Origin of the sequence: Chryseobacterium sp. Tr-659 (assembly GCF_011752975.1) — a bacterium.
Classification (GTDB): Bacteria; Bacteroidota; Bacteroidia; order Flavobacteriales; family Weeksellaceae; genus Chryseobacterium.
Genome location: NZ_VWWP01000007.1, coordinates 306,154 through 327,929 on the forward strand (window position 1 = coordinate 306,154; position 21,776 = coordinate 327,929).

Consider the following 21,776-nt stretch of genomic DNA (forward strand, 5'->3'; position numbering starts at 1 on the left):
TTTGGCTAAAGCCAAATAGTGAAAGGTAAAAAGAAAGCGGGCTAAAGCCCGCTCCTAATGAATTTTATCATTCAAGGCAAGGTAACAATTATTTACTGGTGACCTTAATCCTGAATTTTGAATTGTAAACTTTTTTATGGATTTGTAGAGAAAATAGAACCATTTGCAATCAATGCTCTTCTGTTCATTTTCAGGATATCTCTTACCCATTCTGCGAAGTCTTCCGGCTGTAATACTTTATCAGGATTTCCGTCTGTAAGTCCTCCCTGTATGCTCATGTCAGAAGCAATGGTACTTGGAGTTAAAGTGATCACACGAATATTTTCTTTTCTCCATTCCGCCATCATAGATTGTGATAAAGACACTACAGCTGCTTTTGAAGCGGCATATGCTGACATATTCGGACCACCTTTCAAACCGGCAGTAGAAGCTACGTTTACGATATCTCCTTCTCCCTGAGCTTTCATAAATGGATGGGCTGCCTTTGCAGCATAGTATACACCAAATAGGTTGGTCTTGATCACCTGCTCCCATGTTTCAGAAGGCATATTTTCAATAGTTCCAAAGTCCCCGATTCCTGCGTTATTGATCAAAATATCAATACTTCCCAATTGCTCTGCTAAAGATTCTATTCCGGCTTTTACCTGAATTTCATTGTCCATAGAAAAAACGGCATATGTTGAATTTACACCTGCTTTTTTGATTTCCTCAACCGTCATTTTCAGGTTTTCTTCATTTCTTCCTGTAATAGCAACGTTTACTCCTTCATTTGCCAAAGCTAATGCTACAGCTTTCCCCAGTCCTCTTCCACCACCTGTTACGATGGCATTTTTTCCGTTTATATTCATAGTAATAATACTTTTCTTTGTACAAAGTTACGAAACAACATTTTTACGCAAGAGTGAAAACATGGATTTAATAGTTTTTTAATGGTTTTTAGATGACCATTGAAAATTATACTGTATTAACCTACAAAAGTCAGGAAAGTTTTAAACACTTAGAGCCTGTTTAAATTTTATACCTAGCTGATTAAAATTAAAACCGGCTCCAACGAACCGGTTTCAAAATCTAAAAAAAGGTATAGTAAAAAAATGAAAGCTTAAGGAATCTGAATTGAATTCTGAACTTCAAAATCTTCTGAAGCTGAAAATTCATTTCCATACATATCAACAGCTTTTACCTCCACTTTATGTTTTCCTAATGATAGTTTCTTAGGAAAATCTCCGATCCAGATATGCTTTGACATTTCAGGATTAGAAGGCCTTCTTCCGGGTAAAATTTTCTCTGTAGCATCCCATTTGAAAACGGATAAGGCAAAATTCGGATCTATGGTTTCGTCATATTCCATCTCTTCCCATTTTCCGCCATCTATTCTGTATTCTACTTTATCTTTGCTGCTGCCCATGAAGAAATTAGCCAGTATTTTTGCAGAAGTTCTTGATGAAGGAATCACTTTCGGAATATACAATTTGATCTGATAATCTTCCGGTTTTCCGGCTGTTTTGTATTTAACTTTATACTGATTGTCTGTAAAACTGATGAATGAATATCCTTTTGCGGTTCCGTCTCTCATTGTTGAGGTAGGAAGCCCTGCATCATCAGGGGTTCCGGAATACCAGTCTCCACAAGTGGTTCCTACATTATATTCATGTAATTCTTTGATACCATTCCAGCCAGCTTTTTTACCATAGAAAATCTGTTGTTGAATGTGTGTGTGTGCTGATAAAAGCAATACATTCTGGAAAGGATTCAGGAAATCGAATAACTTCTGGCGATCAGCATTTCTGAAATTATCTTCATTTTTATGTTCCAGCGGAATATGGAAAGACACTACAATCAGCTTGTTCTTATCCACCAGTTTCAGATCATTTTCAATAAACTGAAGCTGATCTTCGCGAAACCCGCCCCAATATCCTTTGCCATCTCTCGGGTCCGGATACAGAATATCATCTAAAATGATAAAGTGTACGTTACCATAATTGAAAGAGTAATTGGCAGGACCAAAATTTGATTCGAATGTTTCATCTGAAAGGTGGTCTTCTTTCGCATCATAATTCATATCATGATTACCCATCACATTATACCAAGGAAGCCCCACTTCTTTCATTACATCTGCATAAGGTTTCTGCAGACTCAGATTATCACCCACTAAATCTCCCAGACTAATTCCTAATACCGCATTTTTCTTGGTGTTCCTCACTTCATTCACAATTCCTCTCTTGAAATAATCCAGTTCTTTTTCTGTGTAAGGCTGCGGATCCCCGAAAACAAGAATGTCAAAATTCTTATTCTCGTTTTGCTTGTACAGTGGGAAATTCAACTCTTTAGGAAGATCTCCGGTGGGTGCTACTCCTTTATATTTAAAATCTGCCGGAGAGCCTTTTGGCTTATGATGATAATAAAACTGCGGAAGATTGTTTGCATTTAAAGCCGTTTGATATCCTGAAGGTTTGATCACAAAAATCGTTTGATCTTCCTGAACCGGCAGGCTGTATCGTCCGTTTTTATCGGTAAGAACTACCTGAACTCCATTGGAAACCGCTACTCCTTCAACTCCTTTTTCGCGGTTTTCTTTCTTTTGGTTTTTGTTGCTGTCCTCATATACATATCCGGAAACGGAAGTTTGTGAAAATGCCATTGCTGAAATCAGCAGACAAGGCATGATACATTTTATATTGATATTCATTATCTTTTAATTTTTAAATTATTTTCAATTTTTAAATCCAGTTTATTATTTATTCCACCACATTTTTACGTTGATATTATCTCCTCCCATTGATTGTACCGCTGCATTATAATTATCAGTATTCATGACTTTTGTGGTGGTAGGATACATAAATCTTACAGGCATCTGGCCTCCATTCTGAAGCCCTCCGTTATTAGGTAATACTGGCAGCTTGGTACGTCTGTATTCATACCATTGCTGATGATCTACAAAAAACAACGATATATATTTCTGAAGCATCAGCTTTTCCAGAGTACCATCATAGACTACTTTGGCATTACTGAAATAATTCGCAGGAACCGTTGCCCCCCATTGCTCAATGATTGACTTTACTCCTGTTTCGTAATAAGTCTGCTGATTTCCCGCAACAATTCCCCTGTTTACCAATTCTGCCAAAATAAACTGAACTTCAGAATAGGTCATAATTAAAATCTTTAAGGGTGCTTTTGCCAGGTTCTGATTAAGATTGGAAGGCTGATAATTGAAAGCTGTTCCTAAAGCATATCCGGATGGAGCTCCTTTGTATCCAAGATCTTCACCTGTTGTAGCTTTGGCTTTGGTGAAAAACATACTTAATCTCGGATCATTATTATCTCTCATAGCACCTACAAAGAACTCCCCTGCGGCTCTATATGCCGTAAAGTCCTGTGGACGGGCTATTGGAGGCAGGTATGGAGATATCCCCGAAATTGGCAATACCGCACTGTCGGTATTGTTTTGGAAAATAGGATATTGCGCAGGATTATTAACAATTTCCTGAATCCTTTCATATACATTTACTTCGCCGTTTCTGCTGAGAATTCTGGTCAAAAGTCTTAGTGAAAGTGAATTACAGAACTTTTTCCATCCCAAAATTCCTGTCTGGCTATTTGTATTGGCATTATAAAATAAATCTGTTTCAGATAAGGCCTGTGTTGTATTGAATAATGAATTTGCTGTTTTCAGATCATTTAACAACTGAATATAAATGTCTTTCTGCTTATCATATTTAGGTCTTAAAATATCTTCATCAATTCTCACAGATTCAGATAAAGGAACATCTCCGAAAGCATCGGTAAGGTTGGAAGCGATCCATGCGTTCAGAACCATTGATATCGCCAGGTAGTTATTGTTTTGTTCTTTCGCAGCATATTTTCTAAGGTCGCTTACCTGCTTCAGCCATTTATATGAATTATTCCAGTATCCGTTTCCGCTTTTCTCATCCATATAATATCTGCTGTAAGAGTTCCCTTCGTTCGGAAAGTCTAAAGCGATTTGCATAATATCAAAAGTGAAATCATCTGCTCTGTTATATCCATAACTTCCCATTTCATACTGAATAGGTGCCAAAAGACTTCCTACAGAAGGATCTTTGATCTTACTGGTGTCTGTATTGATCTCTTCAAATGTTCTGTCACAGGATTGAAGCATGAAAACAGAAACAGCCAACGCCAGGTTTATAATTATTTTTTTCATTTTTTTAGATTTTAGAATTTAAAATTTAACTGAAAACCAACGGTTCTTGCCGCAGGAAGCTGCCCCATTTCCACTCCTGGAGTAATGGTTGCATTATCCAGAGTAGCAACTTCAGGATCAAACAGCGGAAACTTGGTCCACATCCAGAGGTTCTTTCCGAAAATAGCCAGCGTAAGATCATCCAGGCCTAAGGATTTTATGGTCTCTTTCGGGAAAGAATAGGCTATTCTTGCATCTCTCAGTTTAATAAAATCTGTACTAAAGCTGTTGGTTTCTACATTGGCTCTTCTGTAATAATCTCCGTAGTAAGAAGATACCGTTACTCCTTTTGTATTTGGGCTGAAAGATCCGTCAGAGTTCTGGACAACACCATCTCCCACAATCATTCCGCCAGGATTATCTCTTCCCGGAAGGGTAGATTTCAGCTTACCTTGTTCGGACATTTTGTGGTGTGACTGAGAATAGGCAATACCACCATACTGGCCGTCGAATGAGAAGCTTATCGTAAAGTTTTTAATTCTAAAGTCATTCTGAAGACCTGCTCTCCATTTCGGGAATGCATTTCCTACTTTTTCAATATCTGCAGGCCTTCCGGGAAGTCCATTATCACCGTAGATAACTCTTCCGTCCGGAGTTCTTAGGAGCTTAAAGCCGTACATATCTCCAAGCGAGCCTCCTACTTCCATTTTATAAAATACAACATCTCCTATATTAGAAACAATTCCGTCAAACCCATCCGGCAAAGTCATTACTCTGTTTTCATTGGTAGACCAGTTTCCACCAACTTTCCATGAGAAGTTTTTACCTTTTACCGCTAAGAGATCCATTGAAAGTTCAAGACCTCTGTTTCGGATTTTACCTGCATTGATTACCCTTTTTGAATATCCGCTTTCGTAAGGAAGAGATACAGGGATGATCTGGTTTTCACTGACATTCTGATACGCAGTAAGATTAAGGTTCAATCTGTTTTTGAAAAGACTGAAATCCATACCTGCTTCAATATTGGTATTTTTCTCCGGCTTTAGATAAGGGTTGTTAAAGGTAGTTGGAGCCACTACACTTCCTGTTATATTGCTTGCCGTATAATAGTTATCCAGAAGATACGGATCGCTGTCAATTCCTACCTTGGCCCATGAACCTCTCAGTTTCCATAAATTCAGGTTATTACTTTTCAGGTTAAAAATATCCGAAAGAATAAAACTGGTACTTACCGAAGGATAAAAGAATGATCTGTTTTGTTTAGGAAGAGTTGAGCTCCAGTCGTTTCTTCCGGTAACGTCTACAAATATTTTATTGTCATATCCCAGCGTAAGCAATCCGTAAACACTGTCTACATGTTTATCTCTGGGCACCGGAAATTTAATAGGAATCGAAAGAGCATTAGTGAGATTATATTCACCGGCAGTTTTTAATCCGATCGCCTGATAATCAGTCATCAAATATTCATTATAACGGATACTTCCTCCGGCAGATGCGGAAATACTGAATTTATTCCAGTCTGCTTTATAAGAAAATAAAAGGTCGTTGTTATATTCCTGATTTTTGATAAACTGTTCACGATAGAAGCCTTTCAGATAGTTGGCAGAGCTCCAGGGCCTTTTTGTGGTTCTTTTTTCATTCAGAATTTCAATTCCCGACCTCAGCATTAAACTGAAATTTTTATTGAATTGATAATCTGCAGTAATGTTTCCCGTAATTGTCTTTTTTCTGACTCCATTCAGCATTTCGTAAGCAATCATATAAGGATTATCAATATAGGAACTGAATGGATGGATTTGATCTACCTGTTCCTGCCCTGGTTTCCAGATCGGTTTATACCATTCAAGATCTACATTGGGATTCTGGAAGATCATGAAATAAGAAATCGACTGGTTGTTATATCCCGTCGCAGGAAGGTTATCACTCGTAGTAGTGTTATAAGCAAATTTTGTAGATATTTTTAGTTTTTTAGTTAGCTGATGCGCAAAAGACAGAGCGAAATTGAACCTGTCAAAACCTGTATTGGGCATCATCCACTCATTATTAAGATAGGTAAGTGATGTTCTGAAGCTGGTTTTATCGGTTGAGCTTTCTACTGAAATACTGTTTGAGTAGGTGGAACCTGTTCTCCAGAAGCCTTTGATATTATTTTCGTAAGGTCTCCATAATTGTCTTTCTTTACTTTGCCCCATCACATTAGGATCATACTGGAAGTAGTATTGCCCGGCAAACTTAGGTCCGAAAGCACTACTTGTACCGCCGGTACTCGGTCCGTCTGTGGAAAGACCGTAAGAATAGTAGAAATTCCCGGCTGGATTTACGGCCAGTGTTCCCTGCCCGTATTCATACTGCCAGTCCGGCCATTTTAATACAGAGTCAAAACTTGAAGACGAATTAAAGGCCACTCTCAGTTTTCCGGATTTTGTTTTTCCTGATTTTGTGGTAACCATTAGAGCTCCGTTGGCAGCACGGGACCCGTATAGTGCGGCGGCAGAAGCCCCTTTCAGAACGGTTACAGATTCAATATCATCCGGGTTGATGCTGTTCAGTCCGTTTCCAAGGTCAATAGGAACATCTCCACCAGAACCTGCTCCATATGCAGCCGTACCGGAACCTGTTGTAGAATTTCCTAACGGCACACCATCTACTACAATCAATGCATAGTTGTGATCCATCATAATGGATTTTTCTCCTCTCAAAGTAATTCTGGAAGTTCCAAGAGGCCCTGCCCCGGCGGTCTGAACTTTAAGGCCGGCTACTTTTCCTTCCATAGATTGTGCCCAGTTGTTATTCTGGGTTTCTTCAAATGTTTTGGCTTCTACTTTTTCAGCAACGTAACCTAAACCCCTGTCGTGTCTTTTAATCCCCAAAGCGGTTACCACCACTTCATCGATTCCTTTAATAGTGTCTTTTTTAGCTTTCTGCTGAGCTGCAAGATTGACGCTGATTAATCCTAACAGTGACAAAACCAACAACTTTTGTGTCTCTTTACGCATTTCATTTTTGTTTGCGCAAAATTAAAATGTCATTATGAGTATGATTTTAATACTATTTTAACATTTTTTAAAAATTTATTAAATCATATATTAACGTATCCTTAATAACATTGAATAAAAAACTGGTTAACAACCGCTTAAAGAATTAAGGATTTTTAATGCCTTTTCACAGCTATATTTGTGTATCTTATTGTCTTTGTGTGAGATAATACCACAAAAACAAATACAAACAATTGTTAAACAATAAGTTACAATATTCCAACTAATTCACTATTGCCTGTACTCTCTAAAAAATGGGAATTTTCCCTTAAAAAATAAAGGCCTGCCCTTTACAGAAAGGCAGACCTTATAAATATTGATTATTATAATTCCGGTTTAATAATATTGTAAACACATTCCGCCAAAAATTCTTTAAATTTTAGATATCTGATCGGAATGAGGGAATTTACTGTTCTAACAAAAGGGTTTACTCTATTATTTGTTTTTCAATTGTTCAGGAATGTTCGTTGTTACAAATCCGATTCCTTGTTTTTTTAATTCATCATATACGGCAACGTCATTTACCGTCCATGAATTAGTGATAAGTCCCAGTGTTTTAGCTTCCCCTATCCAGGTAGGATTTTTCTGGAAAACACTGTAATGATAATCCATACCATCCAACCCTTCTTTCTTAATCTGTTCCGGTGATAATTCTCCGTTCAGGTATTGTACTTTGAAGGTTGGAGCCAATTTTTTGATCTCTTTACAGATATTCAGGCTGAAAGAAATAAATTCACTCTGAGCTTCCAGCTTCATATCTTTGATCATTTTGATCGTTTTTTGAGTGATCTCATTCTCCAATTCCGGAGTTTTAGCAGGTTTAATTTCAACGATAAGTTTTACGGACGAATCTTTTTTCCCTTGTTTTAAATAATCTTTTAAGGTAGGAAACTTTTCACCATTAGATAATTTCAGTGTCTCCAGTTCCTTGAATGAAGTTTCTGAAATTTCCATTTTACCATGATGTTCATCATGATTGATTACCAATATTCCATCTTTCGTCATTCTTACATCAAATTCTGACCCATAAACTTTTAACTTCTGGGCATTTTCCAAAGATGCAAGAGAATTTTCCGTTGTAGGAGGCTGAGCCTGGAAATACCCTCTGTGGGCTATGATCTGGGTTTGTGCTTTCATCAAAACTGTACTTAAAACTGCTAACCCTAAGATAAAATTTTTCATAATATAATTTAGATAATTAAGACAAAGTCCTGAAACTTTTGATAAAGGTAGTTATTAAAAAATGTAAACCACAAAGACGTAAAGGATTTTTAGATTAAGGTTAAGATTGAAATCAATCGGGTTTTATACCTCTAACGTCTTTTGTGGTTTAAGAATAATTAAAAGCTGTATTTTGCACCAATCTGTATCTGATAAGGGTTTCCTGATAAAGGTACCAGACCGCTTCCACTGATATTTTTGGCATATTCATACTGCATTGTTTCCTTGTTGAATTTAGTAACTTTATACAGAGAGGTATTTCCGTATGATTTGTTTACTCCCCATTCTTTATTAAGGAGATTCGCTACATTGAAAATATCCACGGAAAGCTCAAATGCCCCTATTTTATCAAATTTGATTTTCTTGGCCACACGAACGTCCCATACTCCATAGAATCCGTTTTTACCTCCATTACGTTCTGCAATTTTTCCGTTGTATTCGCTGATATAATTCTTCAATGCCTGTCCTACCTGCGGATCATCCAAAATAGTCTGGGCGATATTAGGGAAAATATAAGCCAGGTCATTGGAATCTACAAAGTCTCCATTGATGTTCCCCCCTGTTGTAGCAGAAAAGCGGGTTCCTCCGATTCCCGAATACCTGATTCCCAATGTAAATCCGGCAATAGTAGGCGAGTTACCGTAGATCACTACTTTATGACGGAACTGGTTATCAGAATACGTCATTCTTAAATCCCTCGGATCACTTTGGATCATGGTAGACAATGTTGCAGAGTTAGCTACGTTTCCGTTATAAGAAGTATTGTCTTTGATATCAGACCAGGTATAACTTGCGGTAATTTCTCCATCTTTCCAGTAACGGTAACTTGTATCTATAACAAATGAAAACTGGTTTACTTTACCATCACTTACCAATTCCAGCACTCTACCGAAGTTTGGATTAATTCTTCCTGCCTTCCAGTCAAAACTTACACTGTTATTACTGTTATTGGTAATGGCACTTGTAGGAATAAACACCCCTCTCCCTCCTTCATTAGCCAATGTAAAGAAAGGGTTGGCCACCATGTTTCTGTCATAGTAATAATAGTTGTTTCTTCCCAATGCCATATATCCTGAGATTCCAGCTCGGAATCTTTCATTGAAGAAGTGGGTGTAGGAAATATTTGCTTTATATACAATCGGGATCTTTGCATCTTTCCCTGTATAATTGATTGTAGGAATCTGATACTTAGCTAATGTAGGTACGGTACCATAATCACTTCTATAGCTGTTAAAATCTGGTGTAAGACCAATAGCTGTAGGATTAACATCTACGGTTGCAAGGTGCTTCCCATCGAACACAAGATTATTAATGATCATATAATTGTTGATATCAGAAGAGAATACTCCGGCCCCGAACCTAAGAAAATCTTTATTTCCTTCATTGATGTTCCAGTCAAACTGAAATCTTGGCTGAACTACAAACGACTTGATCTTATTATCGGTTCTGATTCCCATTTCGTCAAACAGTTTCTGGTTGAGTTCTGCTTTCGGATAACCGCCATAGTCTAATCTTACACCAGCCATCAAATCAAGACCTTTTGCAATTTTAGTCTGAAACTGTCCGTATATCCCAATATTCCAGATATTTGATCTTACTGACGGATCTGCCATCAAAGGAACTTCTCTGTAGAATCTGTATGGGGTCAGATTATCGAAATTCGTCATCCCCTGAAAATGAAATCTCCCGTTCACTTCACTTCCGTATACAGATTTTGCTGTTGTATACATCAGATCTGCTCCGAATGTATATTTTACTTTATCTGTGTTGTAATATAAATTATCTACAATCTGGAATACATTATTTCTAAAGCTCTCCTGCGCAAAACGATGCCCGCCAATCTGAATGTTGGTAGATCCCACGCTTGAAGCTACTCCTTCTACAATTGCCCTTGGAACCGGCTTTCCTAATTCGCTGTTTTGGTAGCTATCCTGGAAAGTATACAGATACTGTGCTTTTAATTCGTTCGTTACATTAGACTGAAGATTGGATCTTAAGGTCAATAGCAAGCTGTTATCAAGGTTCTTGTCGTTTCCGTAAGATTCGAAGAAATTGATATTGGTATTATCACCAAGCCCGTTTTTATTAAGATCGTACGTGAAGTTATTTCTAAGTGTCAACAAATGCTTTTCATTGATCTGCCAATCTAAACGTAAAAATGCAGCATCTGAGTTTCTCACTTTATCAAAAGTTCCGAATTGCGGGGTATTTCCTACTCCATATTTTGCTCTTGCAATATCCAGAAACTGATTAAGTGTTTGTGTTGTTGTATTGAATCGTTTCTCATCATCCGGAGATTTGATATCTGCAATGATCAAAGGCCTCGAATCCAATTGATGATCCCATGCTGCGAAGAAATGTAATTTATTTTTGATAATAGGCCCGCCCAATGAAAATCCGAACTGCGAAGTAGAGAAATCATTTTGCCTTTTATTTCCTCTGATATCATAAGGGCTGGAAAGCCAGTTTGTTCTTAAATATTCCCAGGCACTTCCTGAAAATGTATTGGTTCCAGATTTGGTAACTGCACTTATGGTTCCACCTCCGCTTCTTCCTTGTGTTACATCATATTGGTTGGTCGTAATTTTAAATTCGCGTACCGCTTCAATGGAAATAGAGAAAGGAGCCCCGCTCCGGCTGGTGGTAGATCCGGCAGAAGTAGGGTTTTTTGCGGTCATCCCGTCAATTGTAAAGTTGGTGGAAGAGCCAAGCTGCCCGGACAGGTTTCCTCCTTTTCCGCTTAGTGGAGAAAGCTCCGCAAGGTTGGCAAAGTTTCGCCCGTTCACCGGAAGTATACTGATATTTTTAGCAGAAATAGATGTGGCTGCGCCCAGGTTTCCAATTTTATTCTTAAGGTTTCCGGTAATTTTTACTTCTTCAATATGTTTCTCTGCTCCCAGATTCATGTTCACCGTTACCTGATCTCCGAAGTTAACATTGTACCCTTCTTTTCTGTCATCGTTCACAATAACCGTATAAGGCCCTCCAAGAGGAATTTCCTTAAAAATATATTCTCCTTTTGTGTTGGTTTCCGTTTCTGTTCTGAATCCTGTAGACTCATTCACAATCGTTACTTTCACTTTTTCCTGAGCCATACTTCCCGGCCCGGTTATTTTCCCTACAATAGAAGCCTGAGTGGTCTGTGCATAAGCCATTGTTCCAAGCCCTAAAAACAATAATCCCAGTACAATCTTTACTTTTTTCATTTCTTCCGAAGATCTTTATTATTAATTTTTTTGTGATTGTTGAAGAACCTCATTGATTTTCATATTGATAGTTCATGTAAGGTTTCTTCTTATTAGATGTGCAAAGGTATTTTGACTTTAAAGGCCAATTGTTTAAGAAAGTTTTAACATTTTTTTAATTAAATCAAAACGTTGTGTTAAATTATTTTAAACACTTATTTTATTCTCTACAGAACCAGTTTGTTGAAGCGTATTACGTATTTTTAATTTTCCTGAACTATTTAATTCAGTTATTTTTTAAATGCGATTACTTTAATTATTTTTGCTAAAAAGATATAAAAGCAATGTCTGAAAACATTCAACAAAAGATAGAACAGCTCCGTAAAGAGCTTCACCAACATAACGAAAACTATTACCTTCTGGACACTCCTACCATTACAGATTATGAATTTGATATGCTCTTGGAGGAGCTTCAGGATCTGGAAGCAAAGCATCCGGAATTCTATGATGAAAACTCGCCTACTGTACGTGTAGGAGGTGGAATTACGAAAGTTTTCCCGACTATTCAGCATAAATTCAGAATGTATTCATTAGACAATTCTTATGATTTTGATGACCTGGAAGACTGGGAAAAAAGAATTATCAAAACCATAAATGATCCGGTAGAATTTGTAGCTGAATTGAAATATGACGGTGCCTCTATTTCCATTCTTTATGAAAACGGAAAACTGGTACAGGCGGTCACCCGTGGTGACGGCTTCCAGGGGGATGAAATTACTCCGAATGTACGTACAATTTCAGATATTCCTTTGACTTTAAAGGGTGATTTTCCGGCTCAGTTCTTTATGCGTGGGGAAATTTATCTGACCAGGAAAAACTTTGACAAAATTAATAAACTACGCGAGGAGGAAGGTCTTGATCCATTCATGAATCCACGAAATACAGCAAGCGGAAGTTTAAAAATGCAGGACAGTGCTGAGGTAAGAAAGCGCGGGCTTTCTTCTGTACTTTATCAGTTTATTTCCGAGGAAGTTCCGGCAGAAACACATTGGGAACTGCTTCAGAAAGCTCAGGGCTGGGGCTTCAAAACTTCTCAGCAGGCAAAATTATGCAAGACACTGGATGAAGTGAAGGAATTTATCACATTCTGGGATACGGAACGTCATAATCTTCCTTTCGAGATTGATGGGATCGTTTTAAAAGTAAATTCATTACAGCAGCAGAGACAGCTTGGGTATACGGCGAAGTCTCCGCGATGGGCGATGGCTTATAAATTTAAAGCGGAAAAAGTGGAAACGGAACTTCAAAGCGTTTCGTACCAAGTGGGAAGAACAGGTGCTATTACTCCTGTTGCCAACCTGAAGCCGGTTTTACTTGCAGGAACTATTGTGAAAAGGGCTTCCCTTCATAATGAGGATATTATCAAAAAGCTGGATCTGCATGAACATGATTTTGTGTATGTGGAGAAAGGCGGAGAGATCATTCCAAAAATTGTAGGTGTTAATACAGATAAAAGGACTGAAGAAAGTAAAGAGATAGAATATATCAAACATTGTCCTGAATGTGGAACGGAGCTTGTAAAAATTGAAGATCAGGCCATCCATTTCTGCCCGAATGAACTTCACTGCCCGCCACAGGTTGTAGGAAGAATGATTCATTATGTTTCCAGAAAGGCTTTAAATATTGAAAATCTCGGAAGTGAAACCATTGAACAGCTTTACAGAGAGAAATTGATTGAAAATCCTGCCGACTTCTATGTTTTAACAAAGGAACAACTTCTTCCGCTGGAAAGAATGGCTGAAAAATCTGCCCAGAACATTATTTCCGGAATTGAAAAGTCTAAAGAAATACCGTTTGAAAAAGTATTATATGGAATCGGAATCAAACACGTGGGAGAAACGGTTGCCAAAAAGCTGGTAAAGAATTTCCCAACGATTGAAGAATTAAAGAATGCAACGGCAGAAGAGCTTTGTCAGGTAGAAGATATCGGAGCAAAAATTGCAGTAAGCATCGTTGAATTTTTCCAGAATTCTGAAAACATATTGATGATAGAACGTCTGAAATCTTATGGTGTACAGCTTGAAAAGGGAGAAAGCACCAATGAGGTTTTATCGAATGTTCTGGAAGGAAAAACGTTCCTTTTCACCGGAAAATTATCGCTATTCACCAGAGAATCTGCCGAAGAAATGGTAGAAAAGCATGGCGGAAAAAATATTTCTGCAGTATCTAAAAACCTGAACTATCTTGTAGTTGGAGAAAAAGCAGGAAGTAAGCTTAAAAAAGCCCAGGATATTGGAACAATTCATATTCTTGATGAGCAGCAATTTCTGGATCTGATCGAAAAGCAATAAGAAAGCAATAATCTGATCATTAAAATGATATCGGCTGTGATGAATTTCACAGCCTTTTTTATTAATCACCACTATAAAGCATTAAAAATCAAATAAAAAGACAAGATTAAAAAAAATAATAAAGTATTCTTTTAAAAGTTTACATTTGCTTTCTGTTTGAAATCAAATAGAAAAAACTAAAACTTAATAAACTAATCCATGAAAAAAATCTACTTAATCATCTTCATGATGGTTTTTACTGTATTTCAGGCTCAAATTGTGAGTATTCCCGATACAGCTTTTAAGAACTTTTTGTTAGCAGCCAATTACAGCAATGGCTACGCAAAAGATCAATATGGAAACAGTATTCCCGTTGACACCAATAACGATGGTATTATACAGCAAAGTGAAGCTAATAATGTGATAAGGCTATCTGATCTTTATTATGGAAACAGAGCCAGTATTCAATCAATAGAAGGTATTAAAAGTTTCACTAATTTAACAGAGCTATATCTCTTTGGAACTTCGATTTCTACTGTTGATGTAAGTAATATGACCACCCTTATTGCTTTAGCACTAAGCAGTAATCCACAATTAACATCTCTGAATATTACAGGCTGTACATCTTTAGCTACTATGTCTTCTGAGAATAATAATATTACGAATTACAACTTGCAAAGTAATTCGTTGAAAAAACTGCTTCTCAGCAACTTGAATTCAACTCAGCCCATAAGCAGCATTAATCTTAGCCTTTGTCCTAATCTGGATTTTTTAGAGATAACAAGGACCAGCATTCAATCTTTGAATTTTAGTAATATGAGTTCTCTGGCATGGCTTCAAATAAGAAACAGCCCTTTAACAAACAATATTAACTTCACCGGCTGTACGAATCTGAATAATCTGGGAATTAATAATTGTACTTCTTTAACATCACTTCAGTTGGATAATTTGCAAAATTTAAATACTGTTTATCTTTCAGAATGCCCACTCTCTACACTATCTTTAAACAATACTACAAACATAACCTCTCTTGGCATACAATCTACAAATTTAGCGGCTATCGATCTTTCGGTTTTTTCAGCATTAAGACAGTTTGCAACGGTAAACAATAAATTTACCACACTGGATTTGAGTATGAATCCTTTATTGGAAAATATAACGATCTATGACAATTCTCTTCTAAAAAATATTAATCTGAAAAGCGGAGGAACCGTACTGAATGTTGCCTCCTGGTTCCATATTAATAACAACAATCCTAATCTTAAATATATTTGTTGTGACAATGATGATTTTGCTGCCATCAGCAATTATTTATCTATTTATTCTCTCAATGCTATCAATTTAAATTCTTACTGCTCATTCACTCCGGGTGGTACCTTCTATAAGGTTATCGGCAATACAAAATATGATATTGACAACAATGGCTGCGATACCAATGATATTAACAAATCCTTCCAAAAGTTTTCGATTACGAGCGGATCTGTTTCAGGAAATATGATTGCTGATGCTTCAGGAAATTATTCTATTCCTTTACAGGCGGGAACTCATACGATTACCCCAATTTCAGAGAATCCAACATATTGGACAATATCTCCAAGTACTTTGACTGTAAACTTTCCTGCACAGGCAAGCCCATTAACTCAAAATTTCTGTTTAACAGCCAACGGAATTCATAATGATCTGGAAGCGATTATTGTACCTTTAACAGCTGCTTCACCAGGTTTTCAGGCAAAATATAAAATCATTTGTAAAAATAAAGGAAATGCGGCCCAATCCGGGGCTTTAGTATTTAACTATAATGATATTACGTCTGATTATATCAGTGCTACCCTTACTCCAAACGCTCAATCAGCAGGAACATTAAACTGGAACTTCACCAATCTTCTTCCGTTTCAAACAAAAGAGATTATTGTTACTTTAAAATTAAACTCACCAATAGAAACTCCACCGTTAAATAGTGGTGATGTTCTGCAATACACTCTCCAAGCTAACGGAGCTGTTGATGAAACACCGGCAGATAATCATTTCACATTAAACCAAACGGTTGTCAATTCTTTTGATCCGAATGATAAAACCTGTCTGGAAGGAACTTCCATTACCCAGACTCAGGTGGGAGATTATGTACATTATCTGATCAGGTTTGAAAATACAGGAACTGCCAATGCACAGAATATTGTAGTTAAGGACGAAATTGATACTGCGAAGTTTGATCTCTCCTCTCTTGTAGCAATGAACGGAAGCCATAATTTTGTTACCAGAATCAGCAGCCCTAATGTGGTTGAATTTATCTTTGAAAATATTCAGCTTCCTTTTGATAATGCGACTAATGACGGATATGTTTCATTCAAGATCAAGACAAAATCTACACTGAATCTTGGTGATACTTTCAGCAATACGGCGAAAATCTATTTCGATTATAATCACCCGATTATTACCAATACCTTCACTACCAAGGTTCAGAATACGGTTTTGGCCACTGCAGAAATCAACAAAAATGATGAAGGTTTCACTGTTTATCCTAACCCTGTAAAAGAGGTTTTATATATTAAATCCAAACAGGAAATCTTCAAAGCTGAAATTTATGATGTAGCGGGTAGAATTATCAATTCAACTCCTGTAAAAGAAAACTCAGTAAATGTTTCTGGACTTTCTAAAGGAAATTATATCATCAAAGTTTTCACAAAAGACAAAGCAACGGTACATAAGTTTATTAAAGATTAAACATAAAACCCATATAAAAAAGGCAGCGAAAGTTTATTCGCTGCCTTTTTATTTTACTATTTTTTTTCTTCCGCTTGTAGACTGATTCGCTCATAAACTTATATCATATAGAATCAGTTTATTGGGTTTAAAACGTTTTAGATTTATTTCTGAGAATCCAATATTCAAGAATATCTTTTCCTTCCTGAATACCAAAACAGCCAAAGGCAAATAGAAAAAGGATCCATCGATTTTAAAAGAATAGAATTACAAGTTTTTGAATAAGAAAATATTTGATTTTCTCATTCAAATATAACAATAATCCTTATGCAACCGGCAGCCTGAAATAAAATGTACTTCCATGATTCAGGGAACTCTTCACACCAATTTCTCCATGCTGCTTTTCAATAAAATTTTTGGAGATGGCTAAGCCAAGTCCTGTTCCGTTCTGATGTTCTCCGGGGACCTGAAAATAGCGGTCGAAGATTTGACGGTGGTATTTTTCATCAATCCCGCTTCCCGTATCTACAATACTGAACTGAATGAATCCTTCCATTCTTTCCACTATAATCCTGATGTTTTCATCCTGAAAGGAATGCTTCACAGCATTCGTAAGGAAATTATTCATCACCCAGACCGTTTTATCAAAATCAGCTGTCACAAAATCGCTTTCCTGCAGGAGATATTCTGTATTGATTACGATGTTTTTCTGCTCAGCCAGTTTCTCAACATTCTTTACTGCGGTCTGAACAATCTCTTTTGGGGAGCACTTTTCAACAGTCAGTCTTATGTTCCCTGATTCTACCTGGGAAAGATTTAATAATTCACCAGTGATATCCAATAAGCGTTGTCCATCTTCATTGATGCTCTTCAGCAATTCCTGCTGCTGTTCATTCAATTCTCCGAATTTTTGATTTCCAAGCAGCTGAACTCCCATTTTAATGGCAGAGATCGGTGTTTTTAATTCATGGGAAATGGTGGCAATGAAATTGGTTTTTGCAAAATCCAGTTCTTTGAACGGGGTAATATTCCGTAACAAAATAACCTTTCCGATATATTTCTTCTCTTTCTCTCCGGTTTTTACAATATTAATAGGGACGATATCCTGTTCAAAATAATTCTCTTTATTGTCACGCACGATCTTGATGGGTTCTTTTACCGGATGATCGATATTTTTCAGCAATTCGCGCATCAGATCATTATTAACTGCAACTTCGTGGGCAGTTTTTCCTATAATTTCTTCTTTGTGGAGATTGGTTATTTTCAAGGCTTCATCATTGATCATGTAGATAAAGTGATTCTCATCGAGGCCAATAACCGCATCATGCATATTATTCACCAGCGTTTCGATCCTTTTTTTATCCATCAATTGTTTTGAAAGTGTACTGCTTTCGTACTCCTGCAGTTTTTCCGCCATACTGTTGAATGATTCTGCAAGGCTGCTAAACTCTTCGCTTCCTTTAAAATGAACCCTTTCGCTATAATTTTTAGCTGCAATCTGTTTGATACTAAATGTTAGCTGATTAATTGGTTCCGCAATGGTTTGGGGTAGATTAAAAAGCAGGATAAATGCAATCAGAAAACATACGGTTCCCAGGCTCACAATCCAGAAAGTAGCATTTTCCGCTGTAATAATCGCGATATCACTTTTACGTTCTATCCCTTTCATATTGAGAGACATAATCTTAGCGAGATCTTCCCGGATCAGCTTTTCTTTATTGGGAGACGGCTGTTCAAGATAGCTGTTGAAATGCAGATTTAGATTCTGGGTTGCTTCTTTCTCTCCGAATTCTGTGAGGTTCTTTTCCTGAAGTTTGTTATTTTTCTGGAAATCGGCGATGGCAACTGTACTGTCTGTACTGATATTATCTAGTGCCAGAAGCATATTTTTAGAGAATTCCAAGCTGTTGTAATTGGCGGTAAGGATTTTCTCAGTATCAGATTTTAATTTGTTGATATATACAGAACCTATCACTGAAAGCAGAACAATCAGCAGAAATAAAAGGCCTACGCCTAAGGTGAGTTTTGTTTTAAGTTTCATTACTTTTAAGATAAAATAATAATATCTATCTGTCTTTCATTCAATCTGTTCATAAGGGTATAGATCCAGCTGTACCCCAGCAGCCGCTGCCAGAATCTGGCATGAGGTTTTCCAATGCAGACCGTAGTGATATTATGGGCAATCACATATTCCAGAATTCCATGATGAACACTGTTTTCTTTGATCCGGACGACTTTCGCTCCTAATTCCTGCGCTAAATTAAAATTATTAATCAAATACCGTTGTTTATCCAGTGCTATTTTTTCAGGATTCTCTGAGGGTTTCTGAATATATAAAACTGTCCACGGACTGTTATAATAACTGGCTAACCGGGCCGTTTTCCTGATAATTGTTTTCGCAATTTTTTCATTACTGCTGATACAGGCCAGGAATTTTATGGGTTTAAAATTTTCTGTTTTAATTTCAGTTTCAACCTTTCGTTCAACGTGTGTTGCTACTTCTTTTAAGGCAAGTTCACGCAGCTGAAGAATATGTCCGCTTTGGAAAAAATTACTGAGTGCCGTCTGAATTTTTTCTTTTTTATAGATCTTTCCTTCTTTCAGACGAGTCAGCAGTTCATCGGCGGTAAGGTCTATATTAACTACTTCATCAGCAAGTGCCAGAATCTTATCGGGAACTCTTTCCGCAACTTCTACGCCTGTAATTTTCTTTACTTCTTCATTTAAGCTTTCAATATGCTGGATATTCATGGCGCTGATAACATTGATTCCGTTATCCAATATTTCCAGGACATCCTGCCATCTTTTTTTATTTTTGGAACCTTCTACGTTGGTATGCGCCAGTTCATCAACAAGAACCACTTCAGGATGTTCATTGATGATAGCCTGAAGATCCATTTCTTCAAGGTTCTTTCCTTTATAAAAAACTGATTTTCTATCTATTTCCGGGATACCTTCTACCAGGGCTACGGTTTCTTCCCGGCCGTGGGTTTCAATATATCCTATCTTTACATCAATGCCGTTTCTTAACAGGGAATGCGCTTCCTGAAGCATCCGGAAAGTCTTTCCTACGCCTGCACTCATCCCGATATAAATTTTGAATTTACCTTTTCGGGACTTCTGAATCAGTTCTAAAAAATGTTTCGCTGATGACATTGATGATTAATTTTACAATATTAAGTTACTATATTTTTTATGGAGTTACGAAGCTTTTAACCACCCCGCCAAAAATTCTTTGAATTTTCGTCACCCCTCCAGTGGAGGAGAATTTCACATCTTCAACTCAAAGATTTATGAATATTGAAGATGTGTCATCCTGTCTTTTAAGCATTTAAGTTATCTCTAAGTTACTATTAACTATTTGATAAGACCATTTAAATTATTTAAAATAGAATCCCTTCTCCCGGCCTTCAGCCTATTTTTTCTTTACTAAAACCACACTGCAAGACTTGATGTAATAAAGAAGTTTCCTTTTTTAAACTCATCATTTTTTGCAAAAATGGCATCTTTGGAAGTAAAACCTCTGGCTTCTGTACGGAAAACCACATTTTTAAACACTGCATAATCTATATTCAATGAGTATCCGAAAGTTTGAAATCCATTAGGTGTTTTCGTATTGATGATAACTCCGTTTTTGTCGCTATAATATTCCAGTCTTCCGGCTAATGCCCATTTGTCATCCAGCTGATATTTCATCTGAACATTCGGGCTGTACCAGATATTATACTGATTACTTCCCTTCGATTTCTGTTCTGCACCGATATCAAAGCCAAGCAAAGCTAAAAACCGGTCCGTTAACTGAAAGCTTCCGTACAAATCATGGAAATAACGCATTCTTTTGTCTTCTTTTACTTTATCATTTCCGATGAATGAACTGCTGTTCAGGGTTATTTTATCATTAGGTTTATAGGTGACCTGATGCCCGAAAGAAATGCTCTGATTGCCTTCCGGTTTTGCAATACGCTGCCACCCGTTCAGCACCAAACCGCTTAAAAACCATTTCCCGTTATCCGAGGTATAGGAAACTTTAGCTCCGGTTTCGAAATAAGGAGAATTTTCTGCTGCAAAACTTCTTGTCAGGTTGATATTATCTTTTCCTATGGCACTTTCCCAACCGATATGAGAGGGCATAATTCCCACATCTACCCAAAGATTCTTATTTTTTGAAATTTTGATTCCAATATTGGCTTCATTGATATATCGCAGTCCTTCCTGCTCAGCTGCCAAATTATCCTGTGCATAAGCTCCAGCCATCAAAGCCAGATTAGCACGTACATTTTCAGTTTGGTAGGCTGCTTTTATTAGTCCAAGATTCAAATTTACTTCATTATGTCTATTGTATGAGTATAAAAAATTCTGACGGAGATGGCTGTTCGGATTATCAAAATCATAGGTATAGAAAAGTTCTGCATATGCGGAAAATGTAACCTTATTTCCTGTTTTTAATGAATCCGATGATTGTGCTTTGGCTAAAAAAATTCCCAATAATGCACTTATAACTAGATATTTTTTCACGTTAGTTGAGAGGATATTAACCATGTCAAGGTTTTAAACTTTGACATGGTTATTGATTATTGAATTACTATTTTAATTGATCTAAAGCTATATTCAGCTTTAAGACATTGATTTTTGCCGGACCGAAAAGTCCTAAAAGGGGTTTTTCAGTCTGTGTATTGATTAAGTTTTTGATCTGTTCTTCAGAAAGGTTTCTCACTTTGGCAATTCTCTTTGCCTGATATAACGCACCTTCTTTAGAAATGTCCGGATCCAGTCCGCTTCCACTTGCGGTAACAAGCTCTGCAGGAACTTTTGTATTTCCCATTTCAGGATTCTTCATTTTTAAAGTATCAATCCTTTTCTCTACGGTTTCCAGATATTCTTTATTACTTGGTCCTTTGTTACTTCCTCCACTTCCGGCAGCATTATAATTAACTGATGAAGGACGGCCCTGAAAATATTGATCCGACTTGAATTCCTGACCAATATTAGCATAGAACTTCTGCCCTTTATAATTAATGATCTCTGCATTTCCCTGGGTAGGTAATATTTTGGAACCTCCATACACGAAAATCAGATAAACACCTACAACAGCCAGCATCACGAGAGTTAGTCTGAATGCTGAAACAATATGATTTTTCATTTTTTT

At 37.0% G+C, this 21,776-nt stretch carries 12 protein-coding genes; 2 read left to right on the top strand and 10 right to left on the bottom strand.

Annotated elements, in window-relative coordinates:
• Window positions 1–134 precede the first annotated feature (134 nt).
• From F3J23_RS16340 to F3J23_RS16365, 6 genes are all read right to left on the bottom strand, one after another.
• A complete protein-coding gene (locus tag F3J23_RS16340; protein ID WP_167031373.1) occupies window positions 135–848 on the bottom strand; it encodes a 3-ketoacyl-ACP reductase in 714 nt (237 codons plus the stop codon).
• A 251-nt stretch (window positions 849–1,099) separates the two neighbouring features.
• Window positions 1,100–2,662 (bottom strand): calcineurin-like phosphoesterase C-terminal domain-containing protein, encoded by a 1,563-nt coding sequence (locus F3J23_RS16345; protein WP_185156470.1) that lies wholly within the window; start codon window positions 2,660–2,662, stop codon window positions 1,100–1,102.
• Window positions 2,663–2,731: 69 nt separating this feature from the next.
• Window positions 2,732–4,180 carry a SusD/RagB family nutrient-binding outer membrane lipoprotein gene (locus tag F3J23_RS16350; RefSeq protein WP_167031379.1) on the bottom strand — a complete coding sequence of 483 codons (1,449 nt, stop codon included), beginning with the start codon at window positions 4,178–4,180 and terminating at the stop codon, window positions 2,732–2,734.
• An 11-nt stretch (window positions 4,181–4,191) separates the two neighbouring features.
• Window positions 4,192–7,155 carry a SusC/RagA family TonB-linked outer membrane protein gene (locus tag F3J23_RS16355; protein ID WP_167031382.1) on the bottom strand — a complete coding sequence of 988 codons (2,964 nt, stop codon included), beginning with the start codon at window positions 7,153–7,155 and terminating at the stop codon, window positions 4,192–4,194.
• A 474-nt stretch (window positions 7,156–7,629) separates the two neighbouring features.
• On the bottom strand, window positions 7,630–8,376 hold the full coding sequence (locus F3J23_RS16360; protein ID WP_167031385.1) for a glycerophosphodiester phosphodiesterase family protein: 747 nt from the start codon (window positions 8,374–8,376) through the stop codon (window positions 7,630–7,632).
• A 158-nt stretch (window positions 8,377–8,534) separates the two neighbouring features.
• Window positions 8,535–11,621: a TonB-dependent receptor gene (locus F3J23_RS16365; protein ID WP_167031388.1), complete on the bottom strand. Its 3,087-nt coding sequence runs from the start codon at window positions 11,619–11,621 to the stop codon at window positions 8,535–8,537.
• A 323-nt stretch (window positions 11,622–11,944) separates the two neighbouring features.
• Here F3J23_RS16365 and ligA point away from each other — a divergent pair, with 323 nt between their 5' ends.
• Complete coding sequence (gene ligA / locus F3J23_RS16370; RefSeq protein WP_167031390.1) at window positions 11,945–13,951, top strand: NAD-dependent DNA ligase LigA; 2,007 nt, start codon at window positions 11,945–11,947, stop codon at window positions 13,949–13,951.
• Window positions 13,952–14,149: 198 nt separating this feature from the next.
• Window positions 14,150–16,651 carry a T9SS type A sorting domain-containing protein gene (locus F3J23_RS16375; protein ID WP_167031393.1) on the top strand — a complete coding sequence of 834 codons (2,502 nt, stop codon included), beginning with the start codon at window positions 14,150–14,152 and terminating at the stop codon, window positions 16,649–16,651.
• Window positions 16,652–16,955: 304 nt separating this feature from the next.
• Here F3J23_RS16375 and F3J23_RS16380 read toward each other — a convergent pair whose 3' ends face one another.
• The 4 genes from F3J23_RS16380 to kdpC form a co-directional block, all read right to left on the bottom strand.
• Complete coding sequence (locus F3J23_RS16380; protein WP_167031396.1) at window positions 16,956–18,671, bottom strand: ATP-binding protein; 1,716 nt, start codon at window positions 18,669–18,671, stop codon at window positions 16,956–16,958.
• Window positions 18,672–18,676: 5 nt separating this feature from the next.
• Window positions 18,677–19,786, bottom strand: a complete 1,110-nt coding sequence (locus F3J23_RS16385) for a sensor protein KdpD (RefSeq protein WP_167031399.1) — start codon at window positions 19,784–19,786, stop codon at window positions 18,677–18,679.
• A 273-nt stretch (window positions 19,787–20,059) separates the two neighbouring features.
• Window positions 20,060–21,145, bottom strand: coding sequence for a porin (locus F3J23_RS16390; protein WP_185156469.1), 1,086 nt, complete (start codon window positions 21,143–21,145; stop codon window positions 20,060–20,062).
• A gap of 67 nt (window positions 21,146–21,212) precedes the next feature.
• Entirely contained in the window at window positions 21,213–21,770 is a 558-nt protein-coding gene (kdpC, locus tag F3J23_RS16395; RefSeq protein WP_167031402.1) for a K(+)-transporting ATPase subunit C, read from the bottom strand.
• Window positions 21,771–21,776: the final 6 nt, after the last annotated feature.

What these genes read in the sequence shown, in the direction of transcription:
- F3J23_RS16340 (WP_167031373.1), bottom strand. Translation starts at nt 848, where the DNA reads ATGAATATAAACGGAAAAAATGCCATCGTAACAGGTGGTGGAAGAGGA.
- F3J23_RS16345 (WP_185156470.1), bottom strand. Translation starts at nt 2,662, where the DNA reads ATGCCTTGTCTGCTGATTTCAGCAATGGCATTTTCACAAACTTCCGTT.
- F3J23_RS16350 (WP_167031379.1), bottom strand. Translation starts at nt 4,180, where the DNA reads ATGAAAAAAATAATTATAAACCTGGCGTTGGCTGTTTCTGTTTTCATG.
- F3J23_RS16355 (WP_167031382.1), bottom strand. Translation starts at nt 7,155, where the DNA reads ATGCGTAAAGAGACACAAAAGTTGTTGGTTTTGTCACTGTTAGGATTA.
- F3J23_RS16360 (WP_167031385.1), bottom strand. Translation starts at nt 8,376, where the DNA reads ATGAAAAATTTTATCTTAGGGTTAGCAGTTTTAAGTACAGTTTTGATG.
- F3J23_RS16365 (WP_167031388.1), bottom strand. Translation starts at nt 11,621, where the DNA reads ATGAAAAAAGTAAAGATTGTACTGGGATTATTGTTTTTAGGGCTTGGA.
- ligA (WP_167031390.1), top strand. Translation starts at nt 11,945, where the DNA reads ATGTCTGAAAACATTCAACAAAAGATAGAACAGCTCCGTAAAGAGCTT.
- F3J23_RS16375 (WP_167031393.1), top strand. Translation starts at nt 14,150, where the DNA reads ATGAAAAAAATCTACTTAATCATCTTCATGATGGTTTTTACTGTATTT.
- F3J23_RS16380 (WP_167031396.1), bottom strand. Translation starts at nt 18,671, where the DNA reads ATGAAACTTAAAACAAAACTCACCTTAGGCGTAGGCCTTTTATTTCTG.
- F3J23_RS16385 (WP_167031399.1), bottom strand. Translation starts at nt 19,786, where the DNA reads ATGTCATCAGCGAAACATTTTTTAGAACTGATTCAGAAGTCCCGAAAA.
- kdpC (WP_167031402.1), bottom strand. Translation starts at nt 21,770, where the DNA reads ATGAAAAATCATATTGTTTCAGCATTCAGACTAACTCTCGTGATGCTG.